Annotated in this window: 15 protein-coding genes; 10 read left to right on the forward strand and 5 right to left on the reverse strand. The window is 74.6% G+C overall.

Annotated features, from left to right (window positions below; genetic code table 11):
• Window positions 1-104: 104 nt before the first annotated feature.
• Window positions 105-992 (reverse strand): universal stress protein, encoded by an 888-nt coding sequence (locus ACPXCS_RS33105; RefSeq protein ID WP_425950785.1) that lies wholly within the window; start codon window positions 990-992, stop codon window positions 105-107.
• Window positions 993-1,461: 469 nt separating this feature from the next.
• Between ACPXCS_RS33105 and ACPXCS_RS33110 the strand changes: the two genes are divergently transcribed.
• The 3 genes from ACPXCS_RS33110 (at window position 1,462) to ACPXCS_RS33120 (ending at window position 3,769) form a co-directional block, all read left to right on the forward strand.
• On the forward strand, window positions 1,462-2,475 hold the full coding sequence (locus tag ACPXCS_RS33110; protein WP_425950784.1) for a 2-hydroxyacid dehydrogenase: 1,014 nt from the start codon (window positions 1,462-1,464) through the stop codon (window positions 2,473-2,475).
• A 392-nt stretch (window positions 2,476-2,867) separates the two neighbouring features.
• Window positions 2,868-3,398, forward strand: coding sequence for a fluoride efflux transporter FluC (locus ACPXCS_RS33115; RefSeq protein WP_425950783.1), 531 nt, complete (start codon window positions 2,868-2,870; stop codon window positions 3,396-3,398).
• Window positions 3,395-3,769 (forward strand): fluoride efflux transporter FluC, encoded by a 375-nt coding sequence (locus ACPXCS_RS33120; RefSeq protein ID WP_425950782.1) that lies wholly within the window; start codon window positions 3,395-3,397, stop codon window positions 3,767-3,769. Before ACPXCS_RS33115 ends, ACPXCS_RS33120 begins: the two co-directional genes overlap by 4 nt.
• 50 nt (window positions 3,770-3,819) lie before the next feature.
• On the opposite strand, the gene ACPXCS_RS33125 is transcribed toward ACPXCS_RS33120, so the two are convergent.
• Window positions 3,820-4,383 carry a DM13 domain-containing protein gene (locus ACPXCS_RS33125; protein ID WP_425950839.1) on the reverse strand — a complete coding sequence of 188 codons (564 nt, stop codon included), beginning with the start codon at window positions 4,381-4,383 and terminating at the stop codon, window positions 3,820-3,822.
• 229 nt (window positions 4,384-4,612) lie between these two features.
• Between ACPXCS_RS33125 and ACPXCS_RS33130 the strand changes: the two genes are divergently transcribed.
• Complete coding sequence (locus ACPXCS_RS33130; RefSeq protein ID WP_425950781.1) at window positions 4,613-5,614, forward strand: NAD-dependent epimerase/dehydratase family protein; 1,002 nt, start codon at window positions 4,613-4,615, stop codon at window positions 5,612-5,614.
• 23 nt (window positions 5,615-5,637) lie between these two features.
• Here ACPXCS_RS33130 and ACPXCS_RS33135 read toward each other — a convergent pair whose 3' ends face one another.
• Complete coding sequence (locus tag ACPXCS_RS33135) at window positions 5,638-6,750, reverse strand: sensor histidine kinase (protein ID WP_425950780.1); 1,113 nt, start codon at window positions 6,748-6,750, stop codon at window positions 5,638-5,640.
• A complete protein-coding gene (locus tag ACPXCS_RS33140) occupies window positions 6,747-7,478 on the reverse strand; it encodes a response regulator transcription factor (protein ID WP_425950779.1) in 732 nt (243 codons plus the stop codon). The genes ACPXCS_RS33135 and ACPXCS_RS33140 overlap by 4 nt, the downstream gene beginning before the upstream one ends.
• A gap of 122 nt (window positions 7,479-7,600) precedes the next feature.
• Here ACPXCS_RS33140 and ACPXCS_RS33145 point away from each other — a divergent pair, with 122 nt between their 5' ends.
• From ACPXCS_RS33145 to ACPXCS_RS33155, 3 genes are read left to right on the forward strand one after another with little or no spacing between them, the layout of a single operon-like run.
• Complete coding sequence (locus ACPXCS_RS33145) at window positions 7,601-8,296, forward strand: glycosyltransferase family 2 protein (RefSeq protein WP_425950778.1); 696 nt, start codon at window positions 7,601-7,603, stop codon at window positions 8,294-8,296.
• The gene (locus ACPXCS_RS33150; RefSeq protein ID WP_425950777.1) at window positions 8,293-8,931 is read left to right on the forward strand and encodes a TIGR04282 family arsenosugar biosynthesis glycosyltransferase; all 639 of its coding nucleotides are present in this window, start codon (window positions 8,293-8,295) and stop codon (window positions 8,929-8,931) included. The genes ACPXCS_RS33145 and ACPXCS_RS33150 overlap by 4 nt, the downstream gene beginning before the upstream one ends.
• Window positions 8,928-9,719 (forward strand): class I SAM-dependent methyltransferase, encoded by a 792-nt coding sequence (locus ACPXCS_RS33155; RefSeq protein ID WP_425950776.1) that lies wholly within the window; start codon window positions 8,928-8,930, stop codon window positions 9,717-9,719. Before ACPXCS_RS33150 ends, ACPXCS_RS33155 begins: the two co-directional genes overlap by 4 nt.
• 316 nt (window positions 9,720-10,035) lie before the next feature.
• On the opposite strand, the gene ACPXCS_RS33160 is transcribed toward ACPXCS_RS33155, so the two are convergent.
• On the reverse strand, window positions 10,036-11,274 hold the full coding sequence (locus ACPXCS_RS33160) for a molybdopterin-dependent oxidoreductase (protein WP_425950775.1): 1,239 nt from the start codon (window positions 11,272-11,274) through the stop codon (window positions 10,036-10,038).
• 116 nt (window positions 11,275-11,390) lie between these two features.
• Between ACPXCS_RS33160 and ACPXCS_RS33165 the strand changes: the two genes are divergently transcribed.
• The 3 genes from ACPXCS_RS33165 (at window position 11,391) to ACPXCS_RS33175 (ending at window position 14,685) form a co-directional block, all read left to right on the forward strand.
• Window positions 11,391-12,800, forward strand: coding sequence for a hypothetical protein (locus tag ACPXCS_RS33165; RefSeq protein WP_425950838.1), 1,410 nt, complete (start codon window positions 11,391-11,393; stop codon window positions 12,798-12,800).
• Window positions 12,801-12,986: 186 nt separating this feature from the next.
• Window positions 12,987-13,139, forward strand: coding sequence for a hypothetical protein (locus tag ACPXCS_RS33170; RefSeq protein ID WP_425950774.1), 153 nt, complete (start codon window positions 12,987-12,989; stop codon window positions 13,137-13,139).
• Window positions 13,140-13,560: 421 nt separating this feature from the next.
• Window positions 13,561-14,685 (forward strand): tyrosine-type recombinase/integrase, encoded by a 1,125-nt coding sequence (locus ACPXCS_RS33175; protein WP_425950773.1) that lies wholly within the window; start codon window positions 13,561-13,563, stop codon window positions 14,683-14,685.
• Window positions 14,686-14,690 lie beyond the last annotated feature (5 nt).

Raw genomic sequence — 14,690 nt, forward strand, 5'->3', positions numbered from 1 at the left:
CCGGTACGGACGGACCGGGCCGGTACGGACGGACCGGCCCGGTGCGGTCGCACAGCAGCGGCATGGACCCACCGCCTCGGTAGGGTCACACCGGCCGGGCGCGGTCACACAGGCCGGGTGCGGTCACACGGCTCGGGGACCACCGCCACCGGGCAGGCCGCGTGGTGCAGGACGCCGTGGGTGACCCGGCCGATGTGGAGGCCGAAGCGTCCGTGGGGATGGCGGGCGCCGATGACGAGGAGAGCGGCGCCCGCCGAGGCGTCGAGCAGCGCGGTGCGGGCGTGGCCCTCGACGGTCTGCCGGTGCACCTCGACGCCCGGGTGCTCCCCGGACGGCCCGCGCAGTCCGGCCTCCAGCTCCCGGTCGGCGCGCTGCCGGTAGGCGGCGGTGGGCTCGCCCGTGAGCAGGGGGATGTCGGTGGCTTCGGGAGCGGGCCGGTGCCAGGCCCGCACGGCCACCAGCGGCACCCGGCGCCGGGCGGCCTCCCGGAAGGCGAAACGCACCGCCCGCGCATCGGCCGCCTCGTCCGGAACTCCGACGACGACCGGCCGGGCCCCGCCCTGCCCGTCCGCGTCGCCGCGCACCACGATCACCGGGCCGTCGGCGCGCCCGGCCACGGCCAGTCCGACCGACCCCAGCAGCAGTTCGCCGGCGCCCCCGCGGCCGCGGTTGCCGACGACGAGCGCCGAGGCCTTGCCCGCCGCCCGGCGCAGTACGGGCACCGGCCCGGCCGGCACGACCTCGGTGGTGACCTTCACGCCGGGCACCCGCTCGCGGGCGCGTTTGGCCGCGGCCACGACGAGGACGTCGGTGAGCAGCCGCTCGGAGCGCTCGGGAGCCGTGGGGAAGACGGCCTGTTCGTAGCGCTCCCACAGGGACGCGTACAGCACGTGCAGCGGGACCTCGCGCAGCGCGGCCTCGTCGGCCGCCCAGTCCACGGCCCGCAGGCTCGACTCGGAGCCGTCGACGCCCACGACGATCGGCAGGTCCATCGTCCTCATCCTTCCTGGCGCGCCGCACGGCCCGCAGCCCCGCCGCTCCGGCGCTCCGGCGCTCCGGCGCTCCGGCGCTCCGGCGCTCCGGCGCTACGGCGCTCGTTCCGGGCGGGCCGCCGGTGCGGGCAGGGCGCACGGTGACGGGGACGCCTCACGCCCGGCTCCGGTCACGCGCGTGGCCGCACCGCCCGGGCCCGGCACCGGGACGTCCCGGCACCGGAGTCCGTCCCGGCCCACCCCAGCAGCCTCTCGCCGACGTCGACGGCCCGCCAGCGCACACGCCTCACCACCCGGTCCCCGGGCGTCGCACGCCCGCGTCGATCCGTGTCCGCAGCTCGCGGCAGGTGCTGTCCGGGCCGCCCGGGACGGTCGGCCCTCGCGGCCGGGGCCGGCCGGCCCGGGCGGGAACGCCGGAACCCGCCTAGGGTCGCTGCTGGACGAGCCACCGAGGCGGGAGCGGAATGACGTGAAGATCATCGCGTACGGAGTCCTCCACGACGAGCGGCCCCTGCTGCGGGCGGCCTTCGACCGGCGGTTCGGCGACCGGCACGAGCTGCGCTGCCTGGAGCCGTTCCTCGACCGGGACACCGCCCCCACGGCGGCGGGGCACCGGATCGTGCTCAGCAGCGTGAACGACATCCTGGACGCCGAGGTGCTGCGGAGCCTGTCCAAGGCGGGCGTCGAGATGATCGCCCAGCGGGCCACCGGCTACAACAACATCGACCTGGCCGCGGCCCGCGAACTCGGCCTCACCGTCGCGCGGGTGTCCTCCTACTCGCCGTACTCGGTCGCCGAGTTCGCCTGGGCGCTGGCCCTGGCCGTGGGCCGCCGCGTCGTCCGGGCGGCGCACCGCACGCGTGAGTTCGACTTCCGCCTGGACGGGCTGCTGGGCCGCGACCTGCACGGCCGGACCGTGGGCGTGGTGGGGACGGGCAAGATCGGCACCGCGTTCACCCGTATCGCGCACGGCTTCGGCATGCGCCTGCTGGGCTGGGACGTCGCCGAGAACCCCGAGTGCCTGGCGCTCGGCATGGAGTACGTCCCGCGCGAGCGGCTCTTCGCCGAGTCCGACCTGGTGAGCCTGCACGTGCCGCTGGTGACGGACACGCATCACCTGGTGGACGCCTCGATGCTGGCCCTGATGAAGGACGACTCCGTCCTGGTCAACTCCAGCCGCGGCGGGCTGGTCGACACGGACGCCCTGCTGGCCACCCTGCGCTCCGGCCGGCTCGCCGGTGTCGGCCTGGACGTGTACGAGGAGGAGGCCGGGGTGTTCTTCCTGGACAAGTCGCTGGAGGTGATGACCGACGAACGGCTGGCCCGGCTGATGACCTTCCCCAACGTGCTGGTCACCTCCCACCAGGCGTACTTCACCCGGGACGCGGTCGGCCAGATCGCCGAGACCACCGCGCGCAACGTCGAGGACCACATCGCCGGCCGCACGAGCGACGACACCCTGGTCGGCCCCGACGGCCGGTGAACCGGACGGCGACGGTCACGGGACGTGTGCGCACGCGGGGACGGCCGAGCGGGCCGTACGCACACGCCGAGGCAGCCGAGCGCGCCGTACACACACGCCGAGACAGCCGGGCGGGTGCGGCCGTCGCGCCCGGGAGGCGAGCCGGGCCGTACGCAACGCCGAGACGGCCGAGCCGGCTGTTCCGGCGACCCCGGGCACCGGCGGGGAGGCCGCCCGCCGGGCGTTTCGGGGCGGCCGGTAGTCTGGACGCACTGCCGCCCCGCGCCGGGTGGCAGTACGGCGGTGGGGCCCGCCGTACCCAACCGCGGCCGTGCCGGCCGCCAACGGTCCCTACCTGACCCTTCCGCGTGCCCGCACGCGGTCCGAGCCGATCAGGTAGGAGCCTGAACGCCGTGCATCCCGACCGCCCCGAACCCACCACGCCGCCGACCGGCTGGCAGGCCGAGCCCGTCGATCCCGACACGGCCGTCGACCCCTGGCCCCCGCGCACGGCCCCCGGTCCCCGGCGGCGCCAGGCCGAGATCCTCGCCGTCGTCATGGCCGGCGGCGCCATCGGCGCCTGCGCCCGCTACGGGGCGACCCTGCTCTGGCCGACCGAGCCGGGTGCCTTCCCGTGGACCACGTTCTGGACCAACGTCACCGGCAGCGCGGCCATGGGCGTGCTGATGGTGCTGATCACCGAGCGCACCACGGCCCACCCGCTCGTCCGGCCCTTCCTCGGCACGGGCGTCCTCGGCGGCTACACCACGTTCTCCACCTACGCCGTCGACGCGCGCGGCCTCCTCGTCGACCACCGCGCCGCGACCGCGCTGCTCTATCTCGCCGTCACGCTCACGGCCGCGCTGTTCGCCGTCTGGGCCGGTGCGGGGGTCACCCGGTGGCTCGCCCTGCCGCGGGCCGCGAGGACGGGGACCGGCGCGTGAACTGGCTGATGGTCGTGATCGGCGCCGTCATCGGGGCGCCCCTGCGCTACCTGACCGACCGCGCCGTGCAGGCCCGGCACACCGGCCTGCTGCCCTGGGGGACCCTCACCGTCAACGTCGCCGCCTGTACCGTGCTCGGCTTCCTCACCGGCGCCGCCACCGCCACGACCGTGCCGTCCGCTCTGCAGCACCTCGTCGGGCCCGGGCTGTGCGCGACGCTGAGCACCTACTCCACGTTCTCCTTCGAGACCGTCCGCCTGGCCGAGACGGGCGCGAGGCTGCACGCCGCGGCCAACGTCGTCGTGAGCGTCGTGGCCGGACTGGCCGCCGCCTTCCTCGGGGGCGCGGCGGCCCAGGCGCTGCTGGGGTAGCAAGCGCCGGCGCGGACCGCCGAGGCCGCTGCGCCGGCCCGGCCTCCGCGTCAGGCGCGGGCGAGGGGCGCCGCCCCGAACGACACGTCGAAGCGGTCGCACCAGATGCTGACGCTGCGGAAGCGGCTCACGTCGACGCCCTCGGGCACGGCGTAGTTCTGGCTGCCCTTGTTGCCCTTGAGCCTGCCGAGGCTGACGTACTCGCCGTCGTCGAACACGTGCCAGCCGGCACGTCCTTCGCGCACCGGCGCGTCGGCCAGCCACACGCGCAGGTCGGGGCCGTTGCTGGTGTCGAGCCGTGTCAGGCGCACGACGTGGCTGCCGTCGGCAAGCCGCAGGAGCGTCACGGTGCCGGACGTCGTGTGCTCGTGGCTGATCAGCTCGCCGCTCGCCAGCGTCTTGGGCCCGGCCGGGGCCGGGGCCGGGGACGCTCCGGACGGCGGTGCCGTCGCCGGCGGCCGGGCGGCGTCGGCGGGCAGCGCCTCCTGCACGGTCTCGTCCTGCCAGAGCTTCCACGGCTGGAACCAGTACAGGCCGAAGCCCGCCCCGGCGACCGCCACGGCCAGCACCCCGATCGCCCACGGCCTGACCAGCGTGCTCCACACCCGTCCCATGCCGCCCACCTCCTGAGAGTCCGTCATCGGGCCCCATTCAACGGGCCGGACGGGCGCACCGGGCCGTTCGGCGGATGACGAAATCCTTACCTCCGGTCCCGCGCGGCGGGACGGCGGGGCCGGGTCCTCGCCGCCGTCCCGCGGAGCCGTGACCGCCGCCGTCTTACGGAGTCGTGACGTGCGGGCGCGGTCCCGTGGCGCTAGGGCGGCGCCGCCCTAGCGTGGCCGTATGCGTGTACTGGTCACCGGCGGTGCCGGGTTCATCGGGTCCCATGTGGTCGACGCCCTGCGGGAGCGGGGGGACGAGGCGGTCGTGTTCGACGTGCGGGAGGACCCCGGCGCCGATGTGCGGGACCCGCGGGCCGTGCGCGAGGCCCTCGCCGGGGTGGACGCCGTGTGTCATCAGGCCGCGATGGTCGGGCTCGGCGCCGGGGTGGCCGACGCGGCCGAGTACGTCTCGCACAACGACCTGGGAACGGCCGTGCTGCTCGCCGCCATGGCGGAGACCGGCGTCGCCCACCTGGTACTGGCCGGGTCGATGGTGGTCTACGGCGAGGGGCGGTACACCTGCCCGCGCCACGGGGACGTACGGCCCGGGCCGCGGGACGTCGCCGACCTGGAGGCGGGGCGGTTCGAGCCCGGCTGCCCGGTGTGCGGGGAGGGCCTCTCCCCCGGGCTGGTCGGCGAGGACGCCCCGGCCGACCCCCGGAACGTGTACGCCACGACCAAGCTCACCCAGGAGCACCTGGCCGCCGCGTGGGCGCGCAGCACCGGCGGTTCGGCCGTGTCGCTGCGCTACCACAACGTGTACGGGCCGAGGATGCCCCGCGACACCCCGTACGCCGGAGTCGCCTCCTTCTTCCGCTCGTCGCTCGCCCGGGGCGAGGCGCCGCGCGTCTTCGAGGACGGCCGGCAGCGGCGGGACTTCGTGCACGTCCGGGACGTGGCGGCGGCCAACGCGGTGGCGCTCCGGGCCCGGGCCGCCCCGGGCGTGCTCACGGCGTACAACACCGGCAGCGGCGACCCGCACACCGTGGGCGAGATGGCACGGGCCCTGGCCGCCGCCCACGGCGGGCCCGAGCCGGCCGTCACCGGCGAGTTCCGGCTCGGCGACGTACGGCACATCACCGCGGACTCCTCGCGGCTGCGGCGGGAACTCGGGTGGCGGCCGGAGGTCGGGTTCGCGGCGGGCATGGCGGAGTTCGCGCGGGCCGGGATGCGGGGGGCGTAGAGACCGGTGGGGTGCTGCCCGCATCAGGAAGCGGCGGTGGGCAGCACCACCTCGAAGCGGCAGCCGCCGGGGATGTTGCGCACGGTGGCCCGGCCCTGGTGCGCCTCCACGATCCCCCGGACGATGGCCAGGCCGAGGCCGGCGCCCGCGGGGGGCGTGCGGGCGTGGGTGCCGCGCCAGCCGGTGTCGAAGACGCGCGGCAGGTCCTCCTCGGGGATGCCGCCGCAGCCGTCGGTCACCGACAGCACCACGCCGTCGGCGGAACGCTCGGCGGTGATCGCGACCGTGCCGTCGGCCGGGGTCCGGCGGATGGCGTTGACCAGCAGGTTGCCCAGCACGCGGCTCATCTCCTTGCCGTCCACCTCCACCGGCACCGGTTCGATCCGGCCTCCGACCAGCCGCACCCCGTGCTCCCGGGCGAGCGGGTCGGCCCCGGCCAGCGCGTCGCCGACCAGGTCGTACAGCGACATGCGGGTGGGGCTGAGGGGCAGTGTGCCGGCGTGGATGCGGGAGAGCTCGAAGAGGTCGCCGACCATGTCGTTGAGGCGTTCGACCTCGGTGCGCATCTGCTTCAGATAGCGGTCGGGGTCGGCGGCGACGCCGTCCTCCAGGGCCTCCGACATGGCGCGCAGCCCGGCCAGCGGGGTGCGCAGGTCGTGGGAGATCCAGGCGACGAGTTCGCGGCGCGAGGTCTCCAGCGCGCGCTCCCGCCGCCGGGACTCGGCGAGCCGGGCGCTGGTGGCGGCCAGTTCACGGCTCAGCGACTCCAGTTCGGCGGTGGCCGGGCCGTCGGGCGCGGTGAAGTCGCCGCCGTCGCCGAAGGAGCGGGCGGCCACGGCCAGGGCGCGGCTGCGGGCGACGACCCAGCGGCCCAGCAGCAGCGCGGTGGCCAGGGAGACGACGGCCGCCATCGCGACCACGGTCGTGACGACGGTCAGGTCGTGCGGGGAGAGGAACATCGCCCAGGCGACGGCGAGCGTGCCGGCGAGCATGGCGACGACCCCGACCGCCGCGACCACACCGAGCGAGGCGGTCAGCGAGCGGCGCCGGATCAGGCGCAGCACGCCCGCTCCGGCCAGCCCGGTGACGGCGGCGCCGGCGAAGGCGTACAGGGCGATCAGCAGCGTGTCGCTCATGGCCGGTCCTCCCCGCCCGCCGGGTCGAAGCGGTAGCCGACGCCCCACACGGTCTGGATCAGGCGGGGCCGGGCGGGGTCGTCCTCGACCTTGCCGCGCAGGCGGCGGACGTGGACCGTGACGGTCGACAGGTCGCCGAAGTCCCAGCCCCACACCTCACGCATCAGGTCCTCGCGGCCGAACGCCCGCCCCGGGTGCCGCAGGAAGAAGGACAGCAGGTCGAACTCCCTGAGGGTGAGGGCGAGTTCGGCGCCGTTCTTGGCGGCGCGGCGGGCCCCGGGGTCCACGGTCAGACCGCCCGCCGCGAGCCGCTGCCCGGGGGTGGCGGGCCTGCTGCGGCGCAGGACCGACTCCACGCGCAGGACGAGTTCGCGGGGGCTGAAGGGCTTGGTGACGTAGTCGTCGGCGCCGACCTCCAGGCCCAGGATGCGGTCGTCCTCGTCGCCGCGCGCGGTGAGCATGATGACCGGCACGGAGCCCTGCCCGCGGATCCGCCGGCACACCTCCAGGCCGTCCATGCCCGGCAGCATCAGGTCGAGCACGACCAGGTCCGGCCGGTGCGCTGCGGCCCGGCTGAGGGCGGTCGGGCCGTCGTCGGCGCGGTCGACGGCGTAGCCGGCGCGGTCCAGGTATCCGGCGACGACCTCGGCGACGGTCGGGTCGTCGTCCACGACGAGGATCCGCAGGGACTCCTCGTCCGCCCTCACGGGCTCGTAGGGCTGTTGCATGCCTCCAGCCTGGCACCGCGCCGCCGCCGGTGGGGTGCCGGTGGGCCCCGCGGCCCGTGACGTCCGGGTTTCGTAAGGAGCGATGGTCCGTTATGCCCGATTCGCGTTCGTAGGGTGAGACCGTGACGACGACACCTTCGGACGTCGACGTGGTGCTGCCCTGCCTGAACGAGGCCGAGGCCCTGCCCTGGGTGCTCGGCCGGATCCCGCCGGGCTGGCGCGCACTCGTCGTCGACAACGGTTCCACCGACGGCTCGGCGGAGGTCGCCCGCGCGCTCGGCGCGACCGTCGTGTGCGAGCCCCGCCGCGGCTTCGGCGCCGCCTGCCACGCGGGGCTGACCGCCGCCACCGCCGAGGTGGTGTGCTTCTGCGACTGCGACGCCTCGCTCGACCCGGCGCTCCTGGTCCCCTTCGTGCGCGAAGTGCGCGAGGGCGGGGCCGACCTGGTGCTCGGGCGGCGGCGGCCGCGGAGCCGTGGCGCGTGGCCCGCGCACGCCCGTGCCGGGAACCTCGCTCTCGCGCGGATGCTGCGCCGCCGTACCGGGCTGCGCCTGCACGACCTCGGTCCGCTGCGGGCCGCCCGGCGCGAGCCGCTGCTCGCCCTCGGTCTCACCGACCGGCGCAGCGGCTATCCGCTCCAGATGGTCGTCCGCGCGGCCGACGCCGGCTGGCGGATCGCCGAGCACGACGTGCCGTACCTGCCGCGCACCGGCGCCTCCAAGGTGACGGGCACCTGGCGCGGGACGTGGCAGGCCGTCCGGGACATGAGCCGCGTGCTGGCGGAGCCGCCCGCGCGGGAAGGGGGAACCGTCCGTTGACCACCCTGCTCGTCATCGCCAAGGAACCGCGCCCGGGCCGCGTCAAGACCCGGCTCACCCCGCCGTTCACGCCGCGGCAGGCGGCCGAGCTGGCCGAGGCCGCCCTGGCGGACACCCTGCGCGCCGTGGCCGCCGCTCCCGCCGTGCGGCGGCTGCTCGTCCTCGACGGCCGGCCGGGTGACTGGCTGCCGCCCGGGTTCGACGTCGTCCCGCAGTGCGCGGGCGGTCTCGACGAACGGCTGGCGGACGCCTTCGCGCGCTGCACCGGCCCGGCCCTGCTCGTCGGCATGGACACCCCGCAGGTGACGCCGGAGCTGCTCACCGTGGACTTCGGCGGCGTCGACGCCTGGTTCGGCCCGGCGGAGGACGGCGGCTTCTGGGCCCTCGGTCTGGCCGAGCCCGACCCCGGTCTGCTGCGGGGCGTGCCCATGTCCACGGCCGTGACGGGGGCCGTGCAGCGGCGGCGGCTGGTCGAAGCCGGCCTGCGGGTGCGCGATCTGCCGCGTCTGCGGGACGTCGACACGGCGGCCGACGCGCACGCGGTCGCGGCCCTCGTGCCCGGCGGCCGTTTCGCGGCGCGGCTGGCCGGCTGCGTGGCCGCGCCGCCCGCCGCCGGTCCGGGCGCCGCCCGATGAGCGCCCAGCCCGGCGCGTCCGCGCCGGGCCGGCTCCCGGGGATCACCCCCGCGGTTCCCGTCTCCCCGTGGGCGGGAGCCGACCCCTACGACGCGGCCCTGCGCGCCGGTCACGGCCCGCTGTTCCTGCGGCGCGCCGACGGCTGGCTGCTGCCGCTTGAGGTGGAACGCTGGTGCGCCCGCGCCGACGCGGTCGACCGGGACGTCCTGGACCGCTGCGAGGGGACGGTGCTGGACGTGGGGTGCGGACCCGGGCGGCTGGTGGCGGAACTCGCCGCGCGGGGCAGGCCCGTGCTGGGCATCGACGTCAGCGAGGCCGCCGTCGAGCACACCGTGCGGCTCGGTGGCCGGGCGCTGCGGCGGTCGGTCTTCGAGCCGCTGCCCGGAGAGGGCCGCTGGGACACCGTGCTGCTCATGGACGGCAACCTCGGCATCGGCGGCGATCCGCACACGCTGCTGGCGCGGGTCGCCCGGTTGCTGCGCCCGGGCGGCCTGCTGATCGCGGAGACCGCCCCGGCCGACGTCGACGAACGCGTGCGCGTCCGCATCACCGACGCCCGGGCCACCGCCGGCGCCCCCTTCCCCTGGGCGCGGCTCGGCACCCGCGCCCTGCTGCGGCACGCCCGGGGCTGGGAGCGGGCCGGTCAGTGGACGGCCGGCGGACGGCGGTTCGCGGCCCTGCGCAGCCGCGGCGCCACGAGCAGCGCCGAGCCGCCGAAGAGGACCGCGGTGATCAGCAGCCAGCGGCCGAGGAACACGTCGGCGGGCAGAGCGGTGGCGGACCGGTAGCGTTCCTCGACCATGCCGCTGATCAGCGGGAACCACACCAGGAGCAGCAGGCCGGACAGGGCCGCCGGGACGCGCGCGTACAGCGTCAGGTCCCGGTGGCCGACCGCGTCGAGAGCGCGTACGACGGCTCGGTCGGCCACCGCGTACAGCGGCAGCAGCACGAGGTCGTGCAGCAGGGCCGCGCCCACCACCCACAGCGCGACGCCGAACCAGTCGCCGGCCAGCAGGCGCACGCCCGCGTAGGCGGCGAGGGCGAACGAGCAGACGAGCAGCAGGAGCTGGAACGGGCTTCCGAGGGGGATCCGGGGCCGGCGCATCAGAGGTCTCCGAAGGTCATCCGGGCCACCCACTTGGTGTTCAGCACGCCGGGCGCCGCGGGGACGATGATCCGGGCCGGGTGGCCGTGGTCGGGGGACAGCTCCTCGCCGTTGACGGACAGGGCGAGCAGGGAACGCGGGTCGGACACCTGGTTGGCGCGCAGGGCGGCCTTGCGGAAGGCGCCGTGCCGCTGGAGCGACTCGACGAACAGGTCCGTCGGGTCGTCGTGGCCGACGAGCGCCGCGAGGTCGCGCAGCCGCACCCCGCGCCACCCCTGGTCGGGGGTGGACCAGCCCTCCACGCAGGCGATCGGCAACGCGGCGCTGTGCTGCGGCAGTTCGGCGAGCTGGGCGCGGCTGAGGCGGACGGTTCCGGTGCGGCCGGTCAGCACCAGCCGCCAGGTGTCCGGGCCGGTCTCGGCCGGGACGATCCCGGCGTGGGCGGCGGTCTTGTTGATCTGGAAGCCGTTCGGGCCGCTGCCGGGGTCGCCGCCGCCGTGCGGGGCCAGGAGGGCGGTGCGGCGCAGCGCCCCGCCGAAGTTCTGCCCCACGGTGGTCGCGAACAGCAGCAGCGAGCCGCCCCCGACGAACCACAGGGCGCCCCGGCGGGAGACGGTCGGCCGGTCGGGTCGCGGGGACACCAGGTCGCCGGGCTCCTCGCGCCGCTGCCGCAGGGTGCGCAGGGCGGCGGGGGTCTTCAGCACCGCGTGCGCGACGAACGCGGCGAAGAACACCCAGGCGCCGTAGAAGTGCAAGGGGTAGAAGGAGCCCGGGAAGACGTAGTCGAGCTGGACGTTGAGGACACCGGTCACGAACTCGAACAGTCCGCCGCCGACCAGCAGCAGCAGCGACAGCCGCTCCAGCGCGTGCGTGAGGGAACGGGCCGGCGGCAGCGTGAACAGCCTCGGCACCACCGACCACAGCTTGGCGAGCAGCACGGGGATCAGCGTGACCCCCAGGGTGACGTGGACGCCCTGGGTGAGCCGGTACAGCCAGTGCGGGTCCGTCGGCCAGGCGAAGAGGTAGAAGCCGAGGATCCCCTTGTCGGGGGTCTTGTCGTTCACCGGCGACAGGTCCGGGTTGTAGGCCGCGTACGAGACCAGGCCCGTCACGAACAGCACGGTGATCCCGGCGAGCAGGACGAGGCCCAGCACCGACGTGAACCAGGGGCCGCGCAGGGGGCTGCGCCAGAAGCCGGGGGAGGTGGGGAGGAGTGGATCGCGTGGGTCGTCTCGCATGAGCCGACGGTAGGACGGCAGGAGCCTCCGACAGGGTGCCGCGCCCATGACGAAACGCTGACATCGGGCCCGGACGGCGGCGGGTGACCGGCCGCGCGGCCTAGCGTTCCGGTGTGATCCGCACCCCGCCCTCCCCCGCCCCGGCCGGCACCCCGCCCTCCCCCGCCCCGTCCCGCGGCCCGCGCCGGGACCTGTACGCCGCCGCAGCCGCCGTGCTGCTCGTGGTGGCGGCGGTACTGGTCGGCCGCCGCATCGAGGGAAGAAGCCGCACCCTGTTCGTCGACTGGCCGCCGTTGCTGGCGTCCTGGGGCCCTCATCTGGGCCCCGGCACCCCGGCTGCCGTCCTGATGGCCGTCGCCGCGGTGTCCTACGGCCCCTCCCTCGCGGCCCGGCTGCCCTGGCGGGCCCTGCTGCCGCTGGTCTGGGCCGCGTCGACGGCGTGGATCTTCTCTCTCGCCCTGATCGACGGCTGGCACCGGGGCGTCGCCGTCCGGCTCACCACGCGCTACGAGTACCTCCAGGTCGTCGACCGCTTCCACGACATCCCCGCCGCCCTGCGGGGCTTCACCGGGCACATCCTGCTCGACTCCCCCGACCACTGGCCCGCCCACGTGGTCGGTCACCCCCCGGCCGCGACGCTCACCTTCGTGCTGCTCGACCGGATCGGGCTGCGGGGCGGGGGCTGGGCCGGGACGTGGTGCGTGGTCGTCGGGGCGACGGCCTGTGTGGCCGTGCTGGTCGCGGTCCGGGCCCTGGCGAGCGAGGCACTCGCCCGGCGGGCGGCCCCCTTCCTCGTCCTGGCCCCGGCGGCGGTGTGGATGGGCACCTCGGCCGACGCCTGGTTCGCGGCCGTCGCGGCCTGGGCGGTGGCGCTGCTGGCGCTGGCGGTCACCGGGCGGTCCGCGTGGTGGGCGGGGGTGTCCGGGTTGCTGTTCGGGCTGACCTGCTATCTCTCGTACGGCCTCACACTCGTCGCGCTGGTCGGGGCCGCGGTCCTCGTGCTCGGCCGGCCCGGGATCCGCCGGCGTCCCCTCCTGTTGCTGGCGCTGCTCGCCGGACTCGCCGTGGCCCCCGCGGCGTTCACCGCCGCCGGGTTCGACTGGTGGGAGGGCTACCGGTTGCTGGTGACGCGCTACCACCAGGGCGCGGGCGGCGTCCGCCCGTACGGCTACTGGGTGTGGGCCAACCTGGCGTGCACGGTGCTCGTCACGGGCCTGGCGACGGCGGCGGGTCTGCGGCGCACGGCCGCCGTACTGGTCCGCCACCGGGGCGGGCGCCGCCGCGCGGCGCCCGGCAGGCCCTGCAGCGCGGCGACGCGCCTGGCCGTCCTGGTGTCGGCCGCCCTCCTCGCCGTGCTGGTGGCGGACCTGTCCGGCATGAGCAAGGCGGAGACGGAACGCATCTGGCTGCCCTTCGCGCTGTGGCTGCTCCCGGCCTGCGCGTTCCTCCCCCGCCCCCGCGTCTGGCTCGTCGCGCAGGCACTGCTCGCGCTGCTGCTCAACCACCTGCTGCGCACCGGGTGGTGAGGGCGCGCCGCTGGTCCCTCAAGCGGCCCCCGTGCACCGGTCCGGTCCGGGCGCGGGCTGAGCCGCTTCTCCGACTGTCGGGACGGATCCACAGCCGCTTGATCTCGGCGGGGGCACGGCCCGGCAGCTTCAGTCCGCGGCGACCAGCGTGGACCGGACCTGCTGTACCCGCGCGCCGCTCATGCGGTGACGGACTTTCAGCGCCGGGCCGACGAGGTGCTGTGGTCGATCGGCGACGGTGCCGAGGCGGTCCACTCCGCGTACGGCGGCGAGCCGGCCGGGGCGTACCGCAGCCGGGTCGAGACGCTGGTCGCCGCGCAGGCCGCGGGCGCCGGCTGAGGGAGACCATGCGCATGTCGCCCTCCGGCGCCGCGGCCGGAGGGCGACCGGCCCGTGCGCACGGCCCGCGCGGCGGCCTGGTTGTCATGCTTCGGCCAGTCAGTCCGCGCGGTCCCGGCGGGGCCGGGCGCGGCCCGACGTGACCTCCGGATCCGCAAGGTCGATACTGCTGACATGAGGTGCACGCCACCTGACACACCGTCACCCACGCTCGCGATCACTTCCGTCACCTAGATCGACAACCGAAGGCATCACCTCTGACCAGCGAAGACGCGGGCCGTGGACCGACCTGCTCATCCCTTTAGGAGATACCAGTGAAGATGCTGATCAACGTCGCGTAGTTTGGCGCGGCCGCAGGTCACGCCCATGCTGAGGAACCTCAGGTCAGCAAGTTCCCAGCAAGTGTCAGGAGACGTGGACGTTGGCGACCCAGCTCATACGCGGGATGGGCAGTTTCTTCAAGAGTTGCGCCTGCGCTCGGCAGACCCGTTGCCCCCACCCCTACGCCATTCGCTATCGCGATGCCACTGGCCGCCAGCGCGAGGAGACCGGGTACTCGACACGAGACTCGGCACTCGATCGGCTAAACCAGGTATACAACGAGAAGCGCAGTACTCCGCGCCAGCAGGCTGATCTCAAGCGTGAGATCGGTAAGCAAAGTCTTGGGACGTACGCCGCCACCTGGCTTACCCGGCAGCGCCATTACACAGCAGGCAGCGTTCGCACGGTCAACCAGGTCCTCGGCAGCCAGATCCTCCCCGTCCTGGAGTCACGTCGGATCAACACATTCACGTCGACGGTCGTCGAAGACTTCATCATGTCGATGGAGGAACGGTCTGTCGGCCTGGCTGCCCAGCAAAATGCCTTCGACACCCTGAAGAAGATACTTCTGGATGCGCGTCGTCGGGGCGGAATCAGCGAGGATCCGTTCAAGGGCGTCATCCCGCCCGAGTACATTCCTCGCAAGATCACCATTCCGACAATCGACGAGATACACGCCCTCAAGGCCGTCGGCAGTGATGGGCTCCGCCTCGTCATCGACCTCATGGCCGGATGCGGCCACCGCAACGGAGAGGCATATGCCGCCAACCTGGAACGCATGGTCGCGGACGACGTGTATCGCATCACCGAACAGATCGAAGGAAAGACGCGCGAGCGAGCCCCGCTCAAGCACCGTAAGCCCGGCGAGTTCCGCGAGACACCCATGCCGTGGACCGTTCGCGAGTCACTTCTGCGATACGAGAAAGTACACGGTGCTGACGCCGACGGGTATCTCCTTCGAACCCAGCGCTCTCCGCACTGGGCTCATACGACGCTTGAATATCAGTGGAACGCCGCCAAGAAGCGCGCGGGCATCAACAGGAGACTAACCACGTACTCCCTGCGCCACTTCTTCGCCTCCAATTGCCTCAGCAGAGGGATCCCCATCACAGATGTCGCAGAATGGATGGGGCACAGGAGCATCACCATGACCTTCAAGATCTATCGCCATCTGATGCCTGCGTCGATCGGTCGCGCGGCCAAGCTCATCAGCCAGGGTCTCTAAAACGA

The organism is Streptomyces sp. DT190, from assembly GCF_049846985.1.
Classification (GTDB): Bacteria; Actinomycetota; Actinomycetes; order Streptomycetales; family Streptomycetaceae; genus Streptomyces.

Coding starts and splice junctions, on each gene's coding strand:
- ACPXCS_RS33105 (WP_425950785.1), bottom strand. CDS start 992: ATGGACCTGCCGATCGTCGTGGGCGTCGACGGCTCCGAGTCGAGCCTG.
- ACPXCS_RS33125 (WP_425950839.1), bottom strand. CDS start 4,383: ATGGGACGGGTGTGGAGCACGCTGGTCAGGCCGTGGGCGATCGGGGTG.
- ACPXCS_RS33130 (WP_425950781.1), top strand. CDS start 4,613: ATGCGTGTACTGGTCACCGGCGGTGCCGGGTTCATCGGGTCCCATGTG.
- ACPXCS_RS33135 (WP_425950780.1), bottom strand. CDS start 6,750: ATGAGCGACACGCTGCTGATCGCCCTGTACGCCTTCGCCGGCGCCGCC.
- ACPXCS_RS33140 (WP_425950779.1), bottom strand. CDS start 7,478: ATGCAACAGCCCTACGAGCCCGTGAGGGCGGACGAGGAGTCCCTGCGG.
- ACPXCS_RS33155 (WP_425950776.1), top strand. CDS start 8,928: ATGAGCGCCCAGCCCGGCGCGTCCGCGCCGGGCCGGCTCCCGGGGATC.
- ACPXCS_RS33160 (WP_425950775.1), bottom strand. CDS start 11,274: ATGCGAGACGACCCACGCGATCCACTCCTCCCCACCTCCCCCGGCTTC.